This window comes from Tatumella sp. UBA2305 (assembly GCF_002345795.1).
Classification (GTDB): Bacteria; Pseudomonadota; Gammaproteobacteria; order Enterobacterales; family Enterobacteriaceae; genus Tatumella; species Tatumella morbirosei.
Genome location: NZ_DDVT01000017.1, coordinates 40,215 through 56,616 on the forward strand (window position 1 = coordinate 40,215; position 16,402 = coordinate 56,616).

At 50.9% G+C, this 16,402-nt stretch carries 13 protein-coding genes; 10 read left to right on the plus strand and 3 right to left on the minus strand.

Features of this window, described 5'->3' with window-relative positions:
- The first annotated feature begins 470 nt into the window (after window positions 1–470).
- From B3Z23_RS10520 to B3Z23_RS10540, 5 genes are all read left to right on the plus strand, one after another.
- Window positions 471–713 carry a YtcA family lipoprotein gene (locus tag B3Z23_RS10520; RefSeq protein WP_294907965.1) on the plus strand — a complete coding sequence of 81 codons (243 nt, stop codon included), beginning with the start codon at window positions 471–473 and terminating at the stop codon, window positions 711–713.
- Between the two features lie 4 nt (window positions 714–717).
- Window positions 718–1,764, plus strand: a complete 1,047-nt coding sequence (gene mdtN / locus B3Z23_RS10525; RefSeq protein WP_294907968.1) for a multidrug transporter subunit MdtN — start codon at window positions 718–720, stop codon at window positions 1,762–1,764.
- Window positions 1,765–1,774: 10 nt separating this feature from the next.
- Complete coding sequence (locus B3Z23_RS10530; protein ID WP_294907971.1) at window positions 1,775–3,745, plus strand: FUSC family protein; 1,971 nt, start codon at window positions 1,775–1,777, stop codon at window positions 3,743–3,745.
- The gene (locus B3Z23_RS10535; RefSeq protein WP_294907975.1) at window positions 3,742–5,217 is read left to right on the plus strand and encodes an MdtP family multidrug efflux transporter outer membrane subunit; all 1,476 of its coding nucleotides are present in this window, start codon (window positions 3,742–3,744) and stop codon (window positions 5,215–5,217) included. The genes B3Z23_RS10530 and B3Z23_RS10535 overlap by 4 nt, the downstream gene beginning before the upstream one ends.
- Before the next feature lie 216 nt (window positions 5,218–5,433).
- A complete protein-coding gene (locus tag B3Z23_RS10540; protein ID WP_294907978.1) occupies window positions 5,434–6,105 on the plus strand; it encodes a YecA family protein in 672 nt (223 codons plus the stop codon).
- A 37-nt stretch (window positions 6,106–6,142) separates the two neighbouring features.
- Here the strand turns inward: B3Z23_RS10540 and malM are convergent, their stop codons facing one another.
- The 3 genes from malM to malK all read right to left on the minus strand — a co-directional run bounded on the left by malM (window position 6,143) and on the right by malK (window position 9,598).
- Window positions 6,143–7,042, minus strand: coding sequence for a maltose operon protein MalM (gene malM / locus B3Z23_RS10545; protein ID WP_294907981.1), 900 nt, complete (start codon window positions 7,040–7,042; stop codon window positions 6,143–6,145).
- Window positions 7,043–7,163: 121 nt separating this feature from the next.
- Window positions 7,164–8,462 carry a maltoporin gene (locus B3Z23_RS10550; RefSeq protein WP_414716480.1) on the minus strand — a complete coding sequence of 433 codons (1,299 nt, stop codon included), beginning with the start codon at window positions 8,460–8,462 and terminating at the stop codon, window positions 7,164–7,166.
- A 26-nt stretch (window positions 8,463–8,488) separates the two neighbouring features.
- Window positions 8,489–9,598, minus strand: a complete 1,110-nt coding sequence (malK, locus tag B3Z23_RS10555; RefSeq protein ID WP_294907984.1) for a maltose/maltodextrin ABC transporter ATP-binding protein MalK — start codon at window positions 9,596–9,598, stop codon at window positions 8,489–8,491.
- 387 nt (window positions 9,599–9,985) lie between these two features.
- Between malK and malE the strand changes: the two genes are divergently transcribed.
- The 5 genes from malE to B3Z23_RS10580 all read left to right on the plus strand — a co-directional run bounded on the left by malE (window position 9,986) and on the right by B3Z23_RS10580 (window position 16,384).
- The gene (gene malE / locus B3Z23_RS10560) at window positions 9,986–11,182 is read left to right on the plus strand and encodes a maltose/maltodextrin ABC transporter substrate-binding protein MalE (RefSeq protein WP_294907989.1); all 1,197 of its coding nucleotides are present in this window, start codon (window positions 9,986–9,988) and stop codon (window positions 11,180–11,182) included.
- 85 nt (window positions 11,183–11,267) lie between these two features.
- On the plus strand, window positions 11,268–12,812 hold the full coding sequence (gene malF, locus B3Z23_RS10565; protein ID WP_294907992.1) for a maltose ABC transporter permease MalF: 1,545 nt from the start codon (window positions 11,268–11,270) through the stop codon (window positions 12,810–12,812).
- A gap of 13 nt (window positions 12,813–12,825) precedes the next feature.
- The gene (gene malG, locus B3Z23_RS10570) at window positions 12,826–13,716 is read left to right on the plus strand and encodes a maltose ABC transporter permease MalG (protein WP_294907995.1); all 891 of its coding nucleotides are present in this window, start codon (window positions 12,826–12,828) and stop codon (window positions 13,714–13,716) included.
- Between the two features lie 900 nt (window positions 13,717–14,616).
- Complete coding sequence (locus tag B3Z23_RS10575) at window positions 14,617–14,763, plus strand: hypothetical protein (RefSeq protein WP_294907999.1); 147 nt, start codon at window positions 14,617–14,619, stop codon at window positions 14,761–14,763.
- Window positions 14,764–15,616: 853 nt separating this feature from the next.
- A complete protein-coding gene (locus B3Z23_RS10580) occupies window positions 15,617–16,384 on the plus strand; it encodes a DUF4037 domain-containing protein (protein WP_294908002.1) in 768 nt (255 codons plus the stop codon).
- The last annotated feature ends 18 nt before the right edge of the window (window positions 16,385–16,402 follow it).

Consider the following 16,402-nt stretch of genomic DNA (forward strand, 5'->3'; position numbering starts at 1 on the left):
GGGGAAACGGGCCCGGGTACATGTGTTCACAGGACGGACCTAAAATTTCTGGCTGACTGATGTCGGATTGTTGTCAGAAGCCTGAGGTCGCGGATTATCCTGGTGAGGTTGTCAGCGGGTTTCAGGCAATTGAGATACAGGGGGTTCGCAGGACAGGATGCTTTGTAATACAGGTAGGTAGTTTCCCGAAGATAATCCTGATTCAGATCTGCTTCCGCTACCTCAGACAGCCCGGGCAAGAAAAATCAGGTAATATATCGTAACGTTATGAAATAGTGCACTATACTGCTCTTTGTATGGCTGTTTTTAGTCATGGCTCCTGAGAGTGGAGTGAGCTTTGACGGGAAAACTGACTGAATCAGAGTTTTAATTATTTATCTTATTGATAAATAATGGATTATTATATACCGGGAACAGCGGAAATGCTCAGTCAAGTGAAGATGATATGTAAGTTATGGACAAGACCGCTAATGATACCGGTTATCGCTTCTGTGCTTTCTGGCTGTGCATTATCGTCGTCGATTCCTGTATTAGGCGCGGCATTTCCTGGCTGGCTGTTTTGTCTTATCGGTGCGGCATTGTTGTTAGGGTTATTTCATTGGTTGGTGGCCCGCAAGCAGTGGCAGGAGTCTCTGTCGCCACTGATCATTAGCTATCCGGGGCTGCTGTTCTTATTTGCAGTCATACTATGGTTTATTTTGTTTGCGAACTAAAACGATGACGACAGATTCCCCGGTTGTGGTAGTGCGAAGAAAATGGCCATTACTGGTGATAATTCTGGCAGTCATCATCGGTCTTATTATTGTTATATGGCAGATGCAAACTTCGCCGGAAACCAATGATGCCACTGTTTATGCTGATACCATCGATGTTGTCCCTCAGGTGAATGGCACCATTATTGATATGCCGGTGCATGATAACCAGCGGGTAAAAAAAGGAGATTTACTCTTCCGGATTGACCCCCGGATGTATCAGGACTCTCTCAATGGCGCGCAAAGCCGGCTGGCGGCCCTGGATGCTCAGATAATGCTGACCCGGCGAACAGTGCAGGCTCAGGAATACAATGCCCGATCGGTGTCTGCGGCTGTCGCCAGGGCACAGGCATTAGTCAGGCAAACCACCTCAACCCGTCAGCGACTGGCCCCCCTGGTGCCTAAAGGTTTTGCTTCACAACAGGATTTAGATGAGGCAGTGACCGCTGAGAAGGCGGCTCGTTCGGAACTGGCGGCGACACAGTTGCAGGCATTGCAGGCGGCATCTGCAGTCAGCGGGGTTGATGCTCTGGTTGCTCAACGCGGTGATATTCTTGCACAAATTGCCATCGCAAAACTTCAGCTGGAACATACCCGTGTCACGGCACCTTTTGACGGTATTGTCGTATCACTGACCACCACTGCCGGGCAGTATGTTTCGGCACTCAAACCGGTGTTCACATTAATTAACGATCAGAACTGGTATGTGGTGGCTAATTTCAGGGAAACAGATTTGGATACCGTTCGTCCCGGCAGGGCGGCCCGGTTACGGGTAATGACCAATCACCAACGGGTCTTTACCGGGGTGGTGGATTCAGTCGGGGCCGGGGTGATGTCCGGGGACGGGGCCAGCCTGCCAGGTGGATTACCTTTTATTCAGAAATCGATTAACTGGGTGCATGTTTCACAACGTTTTCCGGTGAAAATCCGTGTCGAACATCCTGATCCGGCACTGTTTCGTATTGGTGCGTCAGCGACGGCGGTATTACTGCCGGATTCCGGGCACCAGTAAGGTACCGGCAATGAGAGAATCATTAGGCAAATTCCTGCAACGGGAGCTTAAGCCCACAACCGGTCGCGGTAATTATGCGCTACGACTTACCCTGACCTGTGGCGTATTGATCCTGTTGTTTATGACGTTACACATCCCGTTACTGGCAGTCGCTATTATCGTGGCGTTTTATCTCAGTCAGTCAAATGTCGTGACTATCAGCATGCTGAGTATCGCGTTTTTCCTGCTGCTGAGTGTGGTTATTGGCATAATCGTTCTGATGCTGAAGTTCACCTATGAATACCCGCTGGTGCGGTTGGTCTGTTCTTCATTATTATTTTTCGCTGCAATGTTTTGCATGCGTATTTTCGGTAAGGCGGGACTGGCTTTTTTTATTATTGCGCTGTCGGTGATCTTTGCTCAGACCTTTCCCTCGATGACCGGTAACGGTGAACTGCTTATCCGTATGGTGCTCTGGCTGTGGGTGGCGGCGAATACTGCGGTTTTAGTGACTCTGCTGGTTAATGCCTGCTTTCGTCAATCTTATCCCGACTATCAGTTCAGACAACAGCTGGCAAAAGATTTCAGTGACTGTGCCTGGCAGCTCAATCGTTACCAGCAGACCACTCAGGCGGCGAACCCTGTCGGGGCAACCGATGTGGCAAAACAGTTTTCCAGATTACAGGAACTTTTTAATCTCGCCTGCCGCTCTTCCGCCGCTTTTCGTCGACACCAGGGGCGCTGGCATACGACAATGGCTGCCGCAGCTCAGTGTTATTATCTGACGATGTTGTTACCTCCCGGGGACCCGGACCAGAACCGGCAAGCTCTGGCAGCGGAACTGAGTGACTATCTGCGGCATATCGCCGCGCAGTGCCGTCGCCCTGACTATCCCGACAGTAAACTACCGACAGCCCCCGGGATACGTGGAGATGATGTGGTTTTACATCAGTTGGCGACTACCTGTAGCCGCCTGTCGGCGGGAGAGTCGGTTGAGTTGCCGACTCTCCCCGTCGAAAAACCACCGTTAATGGCATCGGATGCCTGGACTAATCCGGTGTATCCACAATTCGCACTGAAAACCCTGCTGGCGACCCTGCTGTGCTACCTGTTTTATACGGCCACCGACTGGGAGGGAATTCACACCATTATGCTGAGTTGTGTGATTGTGGCACAGCCAGGACTGGGAGCCACGATGCAAAAAACCTGGCTAAGAATCGCAGGGGCATTACTGGCGACCCTCCTGGCTCTGGGGCTGATGATTATTGTTCAGCCGAATCTTGCTTCAGTCACCGGATTGGTGGTCATGGTGTTGCCCGTGATGGCGTTATCCGGATGGATTGCCGGTGGGTCGGAAAGAATTGCTTATGCCGGCATACAAATTGCCTTCACCTTTGCTTTAGCCTTTCTCGACTGGTTTGGGCCATTGTATAACCTGACTGAATTGCGGGACCGGGTGATTGGTATTTTGTTAGGGGTACTGGTGTCTTCAGTCATCCATTTATATCTTTGGCCGGAAAGCGAAGCCATGAAACTAAAACAACAACTCAGTCAGTTATTTCGTCGGCTTGCTGAAGAGATGGCGCAGGATAAAGCATTTCATCAGCGTCAGTGGGGGCCGGTTTATCAGTCTCTGCTGGCGACAGAAAATTTATTGAATCGTGTCTCTGCTGAGCCGGTTTCGGCACGGGCCTATCCGTACCCCGAACTCAGGGAGTGGCCGGTGGAAAAAAGTTTTGCCGGGGCGCAGGAAATTATGCGGCTCTGTGAAGGCTATCGGTTGTACAGCCATCATTCGCAAGATTTTTTACGCCAGTGTGCGCCAGTATTAAAAAAATATGCTGCGCAGATTGAACAGGCAACAGATAACAGTTATCCGCAGTTACCTGCGACAGACGGTAACCCCTATAGTCAGCCATTAGCCCGGGCCATTTGTGCATTGCCGGTATGGGGAGCGAACAATCACCAGTGCGTCCCGGTGGGCGGGACAATCAAACCATGACACTGATTCTTCGGTTATCACGCATTGCCCGGTCAGCAGCCCTGAGCTGCGCCGGGCTGTTGTTACTGAATGGCTGTTCATTCTTTCGCCATGATCCGGGGGAAGTAGCCATCATTAATCCACAGCAGGCAGAGTTATCGTCAGTTATCCATCTGGCTGACAGCGGCTGGCCGCAGAGCAGTTGGTGGGAAAAATACCATGACCCACAACTGAATATGTTGATCCGCGAAGCGTTGCAAAATTCTCCCACAGTGCAGGCGGCCCGGTTACAGGTTGCTCAGTCACAGGCGAATATCGATCTGGCACATTCTGTCTCCGGATTGCAGGCCACGGCGGTGGCCGCTCAGAACCGGCTACGTACCAGCCAGCGCTCATTTACCTGGCCTTATTCATTCTCATTACCGGAAAACAAGTCTGGTCCGTGGTATACCCTGAATACGGTTGGGATCGGCGCATCGATGAACGTTGACTTATGGGGGGAAGATAAAGCCCGGGTCGCGGCGGCGATTGGCGAAAATAATGCCCGGCTTGCGGAAACTGCAGCGACGGAGCAGGCTGTCGCGGCCAATATTGCTCAGCTCTATTTTTCGATGCAGACCAGCTGGCAACGTATTGCCCTGCTAAAACAGCAGGAAGCGATTAGTCGTTTTTCGGTTGAGGCACATAAGGAACGGGTCGCGCGCGGGCTTGAGGATGATGTGGCATTAGCCAGCGCTCACAGTGAATTGCTGTCTGCACAACAGCAGTTGTTGAGTGCTGAAACGGATTTAGCCTCAGCACGGGAGACATTGCGGGCATTAATGGGCGCCGGTGCGGGGGCGGCAAGTATAGCGTCTCTTCATCCCCGGCCCTGGCCTCTGCATCAACAGGGATTGCCCCGGGAATTATCGTATCAGTTATTGTCCAGACGACCCGATTTGCAGGCATTACGAGGATATGTCCTGGCCTCACTCAGCAGAGTGGATGCGGCAAAAATGGCTTTCTATCCACATTTCGATATTAAGGCGTTCTGGGGTTACAACGCCCTGAGTGTCGGAGACCTGTTTAAATACTCTTTCCAGCAGATTAATATTTTGCCGGGATTGTATCTGCCGTTATTCAATGGCGGGGCGCTCAATGCTCATCTGCAGTCGGCCCGCACCGCCAGCAATGTCCTGATAAAACAGTATAATCAGGCAGTATTAGATGCCGTCCGTGATGTTGCTGTCAGTTCACAACAGCTCGATTCGCTGAATCAACAATTGTCGATGCAGCAACAAAAAGTGGCTGCAGCTCAGGTGGGAGCTGATAGTGCACAAGCCCATTACCGGCGAGGTTTGCTCAGCCTGTATGCCAGCCGGGAAGCACAGCGTGCGGCCCTGAGCCAACAGTTGCTCTTCACCGATATGCGCATGCAGCAAATGACTATCGATATTAGTCTGATCCAGGCGTTAGGTGGCGGCTATCAGAGCCCTCTACAGCCGCTGCATTAAGGTTAGGGTGGCCGGAGATTCCCGGTATCGGGACTGGATTGACGCGGCGAACAGACGCAAACTTCTCTGCCCCGCAAGGCTGCACAAACCAGACTATTGTCCGCAGGCAGTTGTCACCCACGGCAGGGTTAATCCCCTCAGTTCTGGTGTCTGCTGTTATACTTACCCCTTTACGACGTCGGTATAGTGCCGGCAGCAGAAATGAGGTAGCAGGTAATGACACAAGGTCCCCTGACAGAGAAAGAGCTGGAATGGCTGGATGATATCTTCATGAAATATGGTGATGGAGATTCCGTGCTGGATGTGTCGGGGCTGGATGGATTGCTGACGGCAATTCTTTCAGGACCGGTGATGGTCGAGCCGGAACGCTGGCTGGTTGAGGTGTGGGGCGGAGCGTCAAAGGTGCCGCGCTGGAGCTCTCAGCGGGAAATGGAGCGTTTTATGACGCTGACCTTCCAGCATATGGATGACATCGATCAGCGTCTGACGGATTATCCGGACCAGTTCGAGCCGTTGTTTGGTACCCGTGAAGTTGAAGGCCAGGAGTTTACCATTGTTGAAGAATGGTGCTTTGGTTATCTGCGCGGTGTGGCGCTGGGTCAGTGGCCAGTATTGCCTGAAAACCTGCAACTGTCGCTCGACGCGATTGCCTTGCATGGACGTGAAGAGAATTTCGATAAGCTTGACCAGCTGAGCCCGGATGAATTCGAAACCAGCATCGATGCGATTCGTCACGCAGCATTAGCCTTGCATCACTACTGGTTTGATTTACGTACCGACGAGGTTGCGGTGGTGAATCAGCCGTTTATTGCTGAAATCAAGGCCGGGCGTAATGATCCCTGCCCTTGTGGCAGTGGTAAGAAATTTAAGCAGTGTTGCCTGCACTGATTCCAGGGGGGCGGCCGGTTTCCCGGCCGACCTCTTATCAGTGTTTCACACTGTCGATAAAGGTTTTCCGTGCTGTTTTCGAGCCCAGCCGTTCCGCTTCATCCAGCAGTTTTAAGGCTTTATCTACATCACCTGCCGCCACTGCCTTTTTAATGGCCGTATTATAGTAGCTTTCTGAATCAGTCAGCATTGGCTCATCCGGTTTTACGGGGGCCGCCGGGGCTGCGGTGGGCCGTGAGTTACCCACCACTACAGGTGCAGCAGCAGATGCCGGAGCAGAAGGTGGGAAGAACTGGCCAATAGTGACATTTCCGGTACTTTGCTCGGCACTGACTTTCAGGCTCAGTGTTCCGGTGGCGGTATGGCGGGCCACCGGGTCCGGAATATCAGGTACCGCATTGCCGACACCAGCGGCAAAGGCTTTTGCCGGATTCAGCAGGGTGGTGGTGGCAGACAGATCCCGGGTGGTGGTATACACCAGCAGGTAAATTTGTTTTTGCCCCAACGCCGGGGTCAGTTTAAGCACACCTTCCAGCCGGTCCCCTGAAGCAATACCGGGTTTCTGGTAGGTAAAGTATTCAGACGGATAAAATGCGGCAGGGCGCATCTGCTCGTCGAGGATCAATACATTCGGCGCATAAACCGATTTAGCGGTCGCAATGCTGGAAAGCGTAATCTCCAGCGATCCTCTGTCGGCCGGCAAAGCAAATGCGGCGACCGCGCCACGAATATCACCCTGATTAATTTCCGGTGATGATGTTCCGAGGGTAATTTCCTGGGTGACCGGCGGGACCAGCGGCGTCCAGGCTAAATTATGCAGTGTCTGGCCGGAAATTTCCGGCGCAGTATTTGCCGTATTTTCTGCAGCAGAGACCAGTGACGGTGTGGCCCCGCCCAGGACCAATGACAGACACAGGAACAGCAAACTTTTTTTCATGATGGCTTCCTTAGAGAGACGAATACGACCGGCAGTGACCCCAACGACAGCCTGCCGGCCCGTCTCCTGGTTGATTAGCTATATACTGAGATGTCATCCGCAACTGACGGCAGAATGCGGGTTACCACCAAACTTCCATCTGGGCACCGAAGGCAAACTCGTTGTTTTTACCGCGGCTATAGGTGGTAGTACTGGTGTCGCTCATGGCTAAACCGTTATTAACCCCTGAATCGGTGTTGTAACCCCATTTTTCGTTCCAGTTAGCATAAGTACCGAAGATACGAATGGCCGGACGGGACCAGATACTGCTGCCTGCCTGCCACTGTTGTGCCAGGGTGATTTTGTACTGATCATTGCGTTCGCCGGTACGCTGTGATTTCACATTGTCATAGCCGACTTCCAGCAACGTACTCATGATAGGCGTCCATTTATACATCGGGCGTACACCGACGGTATACCAGGTGGTTCCGTTATTGTTATCACGATCGGTATTCTGATACATCGCCACGTACATCATGCTCCAGGTATCATTAAAGTCGATGGCACCGTGATCGATCAGGCGGATCATATGACCGTCGTTATTAATACTTGAACCCTGAGACTTACCGATGGAGTTACCGGTAGCTGAATCGGTCATTGCATCAGTGGCGTACTGCACGACAAATTTGTTATAACCGTTGTAGATGCTCTGGGTATGTTCTGCGGTGAACATGACACCGTCTTTGGTGGCACCATCCGCCAGGTGATAGCCTTTACGGGCATCGGCACGACCGTAATCGACCCCCAGCTCCAGAACGCCCCCCGGGTTAGTTTCCAGGCCGGCCAGACGTACGTCAAAGGTGTTATTGGTGGTGGCGACCTCGTCACGCTGATTGGCGATATAGCCATAAGAACCGCCGCTTTCGGTGCTACGGGTGACTGCCAAAGAGAGTTTACCAAAGCCCAGATCGACATCTTCCAGACCAGCACCAGGACCTGAAATATCCCAGTAGTAGAAGTCGATCATATGAACATCATGACGTTGGTAGAAACGCTTACCGGCCCACAGGGTGGAGCCCGGTAACCAGTCGATCAGGTTTTTACCTTTAATATTGGCTTCACGGAACGCAGGGTCAGTGGATTCCCAGTCATTGTCCTGTGATACGGAATAGGCGACGTTGGTATCAAAATAGAAGCTTTTATCGCCCTGTTTCCACATCTCCTGGCCCAGCTTTAATTCAGCATAGGTTTCACATTCGTTACCCAGACGATATTTACTGCCGGCACCAGTGGTCTGGAAACATTGTTGATCACCTCCTTTGCTGCTAAAACCAATTCCGGAACGGGCATAACCACTAAAATCTACGGCCATTGCCTGTGTAGAAAGGATACCGGCGGCCACTGCCAGAGCCAGGGAAGAACTACGCATTGTTATCATCATTAATCTCCTGTAGGGATCGCGTGCTTTCATACACCGGGTTCCGGGTGTAACCGCCGACAGGCTGTTCCGTCTTCACGGAACAAATGGCAGCGGTGTGGCGGTAGACCGATAGTGAATGTTGCACCTTCTTCTGCCAGCACCACGTCATTCTGGCGATAGACCAGGTTTTGACGAATTGCCGGAATTTGGATGTGGATTTGTGTTTCGTTACCGAGCCGTTCTGCGACCTGGACTTCGCCGGAGAGGGTGACTTCCGCCGCATCGCCGGGTAGCAGATGTTCAGGGCGAATACCCAGCGAAAGATTACTGCCGGGGGTAATATCATGGCCTTCCACCATCAGCCAGATTCGTTGCCGGTTTGGCAGCTCGACCTCGACCCGCAGGGCTTCCGCAGCGGTCGCTTTCACGGGCAGGAAATTCATTTTTGGTGAGCCAATAAACCCGGCGACAAAGCGGTTGGCCGGATAGTGATACAGGGCCAGGGGTTTACCCGTCTGCGCTATTTGCCCGGCATCCAGTACCACGATTTTGTCGGCCAGTGTCATGGCTTCTACCTGATCATGGGTGACGTAAATCATGGTGCGTTTCAGACGCTTATGCAGACGTGAAATCTCGATACGCATTTGCACCCGCAGTGCTGCATCCAGGTTCGACAAAGGTTCATCCAGCAGAAATACCGAAGGTTCAGCGACCAGGGTACGGCCTATGGCGACCCGCTGACGTTGCCCGCCAGAGAGCGCTTTCGGACGTCTGTCCAGCAGATGGGCCAGTTGCAACACTTCTGCCACCTGATTTACCCGCTGTGCTATTTCTGATTTTTTGGTACCGGCCAGCTTCAGACCAAATGACATATTCTCTGCCACCGTCAGGTGCGGGTAGAGTGCATAAGACTGAAACACCATGCCAATCCCCCGCTCGGCTGGAGGGGTTTCATTCATCCGCTGGCCGGCAATTTTCAGTTCACCGGCAGTGATATCTTCCAGACCGGCAATCATCCGCAGGATGGTCGATTTTCCACAGCCTGAAGGTCCTACCAGAACGACAAATTCCCCCTCTTCAATCTCCAGAGTGATATCTCTGGAGATGACGGTTTCTCCGTAGGATTTGTACACGCCGTCTAAGGAAACACTCGCCATCCTAATCTCCTGATTTCGCTGGCAGCAATTCGCAGACAGCCTGGAACGTTATGTAATGAACAGTGCAGCATTCAAGACCAGGCGTAATCATCCGTAACAAAATTTTTCAGGGGGGAGGAGAAGGGAGGATGAGGGAATCGCGCAGCAGTCCGAAAGTTCCTTGTGCAAAGCAAATTCGTGATCAGACCTGCAAAAAGAACGGTGTGTTTTTGTGTGTCACAGCACAGAACCTCAGAGAATGCAGCCCGGATCACATTCTGAGTGGTGGGGGCGTAGGTCGGGGGATGATGAACCGCCGATGGGATAAATTCACACTGGATTCAGAACCTGTCATACCCGGGTATGACGCAACCTTTGACTTCACTCAGGTAACAGAAGGATTGGATTATGGCCCTCAGCATCAGGACAATTAAACACTCTCTGGCTCTTTCAGCGCTGGCTACACTGGTGCTGTCATCTTCTGCTTTCGCCAAAATAGAAGAAGGGAAACTGGTTATCTGGATTAATGGCGATAAAGCGTATAACGGCCTGGCCGAGGTCGGGAAAAAATTCGAAAAAGACACCGGTATCAGTGTCACCGTAGAGCACCCGGATCAGCTGGAAGAGAAATATCCGCAGGTAGCGGCCACCGGCAATGGACCCGACATTATTTTCTGGGCGCATGACCGGTTCGGTGGCTATGCCCAGTCCGGTTTACTGGCAGAAATCACCCCGGATCAGAAGTTCAAAGATAAACTGTTTCCGTTCACCTGGGATGCGGTGACCTATAACGGCAAGCTGATTGGCTACCCTATCGCTGTGGAAGCGCTGTCGCTGATTTATAACAAAGACATTATTAAACAGGCCCCTAAAACCTGGGAAGAAATTCCGGCACTGGATACTCAGCTAAGGGCCAAGGGCAAAAGCGCCATTATGTGGAACCTGCAGGAACCGTTCTTCACCTGGCCAATTATTGCGGCTGATGGTGGCTATGCCTTTAAATTCGAGAACGGCAAATATAATGTCAAAGATACCGGGGTTGATAACGCGGGATCTAAAGCGGGCCTGCAATTTATCCTCGATATGGTCAAAAACAAACATATCAATGCGGATACCGACTATTCGATTGCCGAAGCCGCCTTTAATAAAGGCCAGACAGCCATGACCATTGATGGTCCGTGGTCATGGTCGAACCTGGATAAGAGCAAAATTAACTATGCCGTCACCGTGCTGCCCACTTTTGGGGGGAAACCTTCAAAACCTTTCGTCGGTGTCCTGACGGCGGGTATCAATGCTGCAAGTCCGAACAAAGAGCTGGCTAAAGAGTTTATTGAAAACTATCTGATCACCGATGACGGTCTGGCGACGATGAATAAAGATAAGCCGCTGGGCGCTGTCGCACTGAAATCTTATCAGCAGCAACTGGAAAAAGATCCGCGGATTTCTGCCACCATGGCGAATGCGAAAAACGGTGAAATTATGCCCAACATTCCGCAGATGAGTAACTTCTGGTATGCAGAACGCAGCGCGATCCTCAATGCGATCAATGGTCGTCAGACGGTCGATCAGGCGCTGAAAGATGCACAGGCTCGTATCGTTAAATAATACACCGCACTGAACGGTGAGTTTCAGATAAAGAAATACGCTGCACAGTCTCAGGGGTGTGCAGTGCTTCCACAAGGATGCTCTTATGCCAGTAGCCAAAAAAAGCCCGTCAGGTGTTGTGCTGAAATGGCTGATTCTTGCCATTCTCGCCTGCATCACCGGCTATCTGATCGTGCTGATGTATGCGCAGGGTGAGTATCTGTTTGCCATAGTGACACTGATTATCTCCGGTGCCGGGCTGTATATTTATGCTAACCGCCATGCCTATTCATGGCGCTATCTCTATCCGGGGCTGGCAGGGATGTCTCTGTTTGTCCTGTTCCCGTTGGTCTGTACTATCGCTATAGCTTTCACTAATTACAGCAGCACAAACCAGTTAACCTTTGAACGTGCTCAGTCGGTATTACTGAGCCGCGAATTTCAGGGTGGGAAGACATTTACTTTTGGTTTATATCCGGCGGGAGAACAGTGGCAGATCGCACTGACTTCTGACGATAACCCGCAGGTGCTGTTGTCGGCTCCGTTTAGTCTGAAGGGCTCTGAAGCCCGGAATGTTACCGTGACGGCGCAGGCATTGCCGGCCGGGGAGAAAGCCGGATTGCGGGTGATCACCCAAAACCGGCTGGCGCTGGGTAAACTGGTCGTGCAATTACCGGACGGTGAAACCCTGCGTATGAGCTCGCTACGCCAGTTCTCCGGCACTCAGCCGTTGTACCGGCTGAATGATGAAAACCAACAACTGACCAATGTCCAGACCGGCACAGTCTACCGGCCTAACCCGAAAACCGGTTTTTATCAGGCCGTGGATAGTCAGGGGCAATGGCAGGCGGAAAAACTCAGCCCCGGGTATACCGTTGGCATTGGTTGGGGTAATTTCCTGCGGGTGTTTGAAGATGAAGGGATTCGTCAGCCTTTTGTCTCCATTTTTATCTGGACGGTGGTGTTTTCATTGCTGACGGTGGTATTTACCGTGGCCGTGGGTATGGTGCTGGCCTGCGTGGTGCAATGGGAAGAGCTGAAGGGTAAAGCACTGTATCGCATGTTGCTGATCCTGCCTTATGCGGTACCGGCGTTTATTTCCATACTGATTTTCAAAGGGTTGTTTAATCAGAGCTTTGGTGAAATTAACCTGATGCTCAATGCGCTGTTCGGCATTAAACCTTCATGGTTCAGCGATCCGCTGACAGCAAAAACCATGATAGTCATCGTCAATACCTGGCTGGGTTACCCTTATATGATGATCCTGTGTATGGGGCTGCTGAAGGCGATCCCGGAGGATCTGTATGAGGCCTCAGCGATGGACGGGGCAACACCGCTACAAAATTTCCTGCGGATCACATTTCCACTGTTGATCAAACCTTTGACACCACTGATGATCGCCAGTTTTGCATTTAACTTTAATAACTTTGTCCTGATCCAACTGCTGACTAATGGGGGACCGGATATGCTGGGTACCACCACCCCGGCAGGGCATACCGATCTGCTGGTCAGCTACACCTACCGTATTGCTTTTGAAGGGGGCGGTGGTCAGGACTTCGGGCTGGCTGCGGCGGTGGCTACGCTGATTTTCCTGCTGGTGGGTGTGCTGGCACTGGTGAATCTGAAAGCCACACGTATGAAATTTGATTAAGGAGGGGCCGGTTATGCCTATGGTTAAACCCAAATCACAGAAAGTCAGGCTGCTGGTGACTCATCTGCTGTTGTTGTGCTTTCTGGCGCTGATCCTGTTTCCGTTGCTGATGGTGTTTGCTATCTCACTGCGGCCTGGTAATTTCGCCACCGGTAGCCTGATCCCGGAGCATATCTCCTGGGATCACTGGAAGCTGGCTCTGGGGATCGCCGTGACGAACAGTGATGGTTCGGTGACGCCACCACCGTTTCCGGTACTGCTCTGGCTGTGGAATTCAGTCAGGATCGCGGGGATTACTGCGGTTGGGATCGTGGCACTTTCCACTACGGCGGCTTATGCATTTGCCCGGATGAAATTTCGTGGCAAAAGCCCGGTGCTGAAAGCGATGCTGATTTTTCAGATGTTCCCGGCAGTCTTGTCACTGGTTGCTCTGTACGCGTTGTTTGACCGGCTGGGAAATTATATTCCGTTCCTCGGGCTGAATACCCATGGTGGCGTGATCTTCGCCTATATGGGGGGCATTGCCCTGCATGTCTGGACCATTAAGGGGTATTTCGAAACCATTGACGGTTCGCTGGAAGAAGCGGCGGCACTGGATGGTGCTACTCCGTGGCAGGCATTCCGGCTGGTATTGTTACCCTTATCCGTGCCGATTCTGGCGGTGGTATTTATTCTGTCGTTTATCGGGGCGATTACCGAGGTACCGGTGGCATCGTTGCTGCTACGGGATGTCAACAGCTATACGCTGGCGGTTGGCATGCAGCAATACCTGAATCCACAGAACTATCTGTGGGGTGATTTTGCCGCAGCGGCTATATTATCGGCCATTCCGATTACGGCGGTGTTCCTGATAGCTCAGCGTTGGCTGGTGGGCGGTCTGACGGCCGGAGGTATTAAAGGCTGACCGGTAAAATGAATTGCGCTTAATCTCAGCAATGGGTGTATGACTTGTGAATTTCCTCCACTTCGGCGACCGGCAACGGTCGCTTTTTTTATCAATGTTTGCCTGGTTCAGAGAACCGCTCACAGGCTACCGGACGGCAACCTTTGCCTTTACCCCCGGCCAGGGGATTACTCTATATCGTGTCTTCGGACGCAGCAGTGGCAGGGCAGTGGTTCCGGCAGGCAACCCGACAGCGGTGAGCTAATAATGTTGTGAACCAAAACGCAAAAATGCCGTTGTTTCGCCTTTCGGCGGTTGTGAAGAATATAATCAACCCCGGTATTCGTCGATTTTGTCGGAGCATGGTGTGACGTTATGGAAAGCGTGGTACCAGCCTACTTAGATAACCAATTCTGACAATCAGGATGATAGTTTCGAACAGGGACGATCTTAATTCTATGACTATTTTCGATAAAGTTCAGGCAGGTATGCATGATGGTCGGCACAGGATGATATATTTGGTGGAAGTGTACCCGTATGAGTACGAAATTCATTTTAATGAAGTTGTAGAATACGTCGATTCGTTTATAGACATTCCCGAAGGCATTTTGACCGGCATTCGTCCTACATTTGTCAATCGCATGGGTGGATGTTACGAAATTGCGTTTGATCTGGTGAGCAACATAGAGAGTGGTCGTAGTTTTGCACCTCCGGACTCGAACAATGCTCATAAGCTGAGTACAATAATTGACCAGGCTATTGTGCGGCATTACACTAAACACAAGCCATACTGTTATATGTTTCTTGCATACTCGCCTGAATTATCCAGACTTTACAAGATAGCGATGATGCGACTCAGGCAAAGATTCAAATACAAAATTAAACAGATTCACAGTAATCTGGAACCAGAGGGAAGAGGTTATGTTATTGAATTCTAAACCTAAGAAGACCCGTAAACAGCCACTGTCACTTGAAGAAGCTATCCGGCTCAAGGCTGAAAGAATGCGTGAAACTCACGAATTCTTCAGGAACAGAAGGAAAGAGAAGGTGACTTCTGAGGCACAGTGATCGGGTTATTATGATTAAAAGGGGGCCAACAGGCCCCTTTGTCGTTATATCACTTATGCCAGTTATACTCACGCAACCCGAAAATCATACCGGCCAACAGTTTTTACCGGCGATCACCATCCCGATATAATCGTAAGCATAAGGTGAATTTTGTTGTGATGTCTGGCCAGCAGATGAGTACGTTTACAGGACGAACGGCCATCTTTCCCCGGGATGGTGATCAGCATAACAGGTCCACTCCTGATATATTCCCAATTCCGTGTTCATTTAACAGAACAAATTTAGGTAAAAGCTTCTCTATTTTAACTGCCACAGGCTGCACGAACATACTGGCTTCCAATGGTTTTAAGCCACCTTAACGCACCTTAACCGGAACAGGTAAATGCCACCCATCTGACTGGAATATAAGGCGGGTTATGGCCGCCAGCGCTGATGGAATATACTGAGACGAACTCGTGTTAACTGTCTGAATGAGTCACCAGTGATGCCACAGCCTGCGGGGAGATTAACATTATTAAGGATGCTCATGAATCATATCAGAGGCCTGAATTTGTCAGAACTGTTTTACCATCAGGTGGTAAAACTCATAATGCTCAGGTTCTTTCCTGAAATAAAATATGCCTGTGCCAGGATGGGACGAGGGTCTGAGGTATCAGGATATGATGACTCTGTTTCTACTGATCATGATTTTGGTCCCTGTGTGCAGATTTTTTTACAGGAGGATAATTTTAAAACTATCGCCGCTGAAATTATGTCGGTTATGGATGCTCATTTACCGGAATTATTTCAGGGGTTTTCAGTAAAGTACCCCAGTGGGTGCCGGCCTCTGAATTTACCTGATTCGTATCCGGAAATGCTTGGTTCCTGGCATGGTGTTGAACTCTATACCCTCAGAATGTGGAGCAGGATGTACCTGCAAGCAGACCTCACCCGGAGCATGGATAGTCTGCAATGGCTGAGATATTCCGAACAGTTTTTTCTTTTGATTACCGCCGGAAAAGTCTTCCGGGATGATTTGGGTGAATTAACCGCGTTCAGGGAGAAATTCGCCTGGTTTCCACAACAGGTGTGGTTGTATAAGATTGCTGCCCAGTGGGGTAAAATCGCAGAAGAACGAGCCTATGTTGGCAGGGCGGACAGTGTGAACGATCCGATAGGTGCCAGCATAATTGCGGTTCGGATGGCCGAAAATATTATGCGCTTAGCCATGCTGACAGAAAAAGTCTATGCCCCTTATTCCAAATGGTTTGGAACCTGTTTCTCAACACTGAAATGCGCACCTCAGTTAACTCCACTGTTAGAACTCATCATTGCTGCAAAAGATAAACATGCCAGGGAACAGAGTATTAATAATGCCTGCAGTTTTGTCGCTAATCTGCAGGTAGAACATCAGGTTCCCGGCGCGATTGCTCCGGAAATTACCACCATTCATCGCAGGGAATTTACCTTTGTGGATTCGCTGAAAATCGAACGGTCAATCGCCGCGGCGATCACGGATCATGAATTAAAGCAGTTACCCACCTTCGGTGCAGTAGATCAGTTTATTAGCAGTAACCAGATTCTGGCGGTGCCGGATTACTGTCAGGCGTTGTCGGTGATTTACAAAACTCCGATATATTAAGACAGGCCATTATCCGGC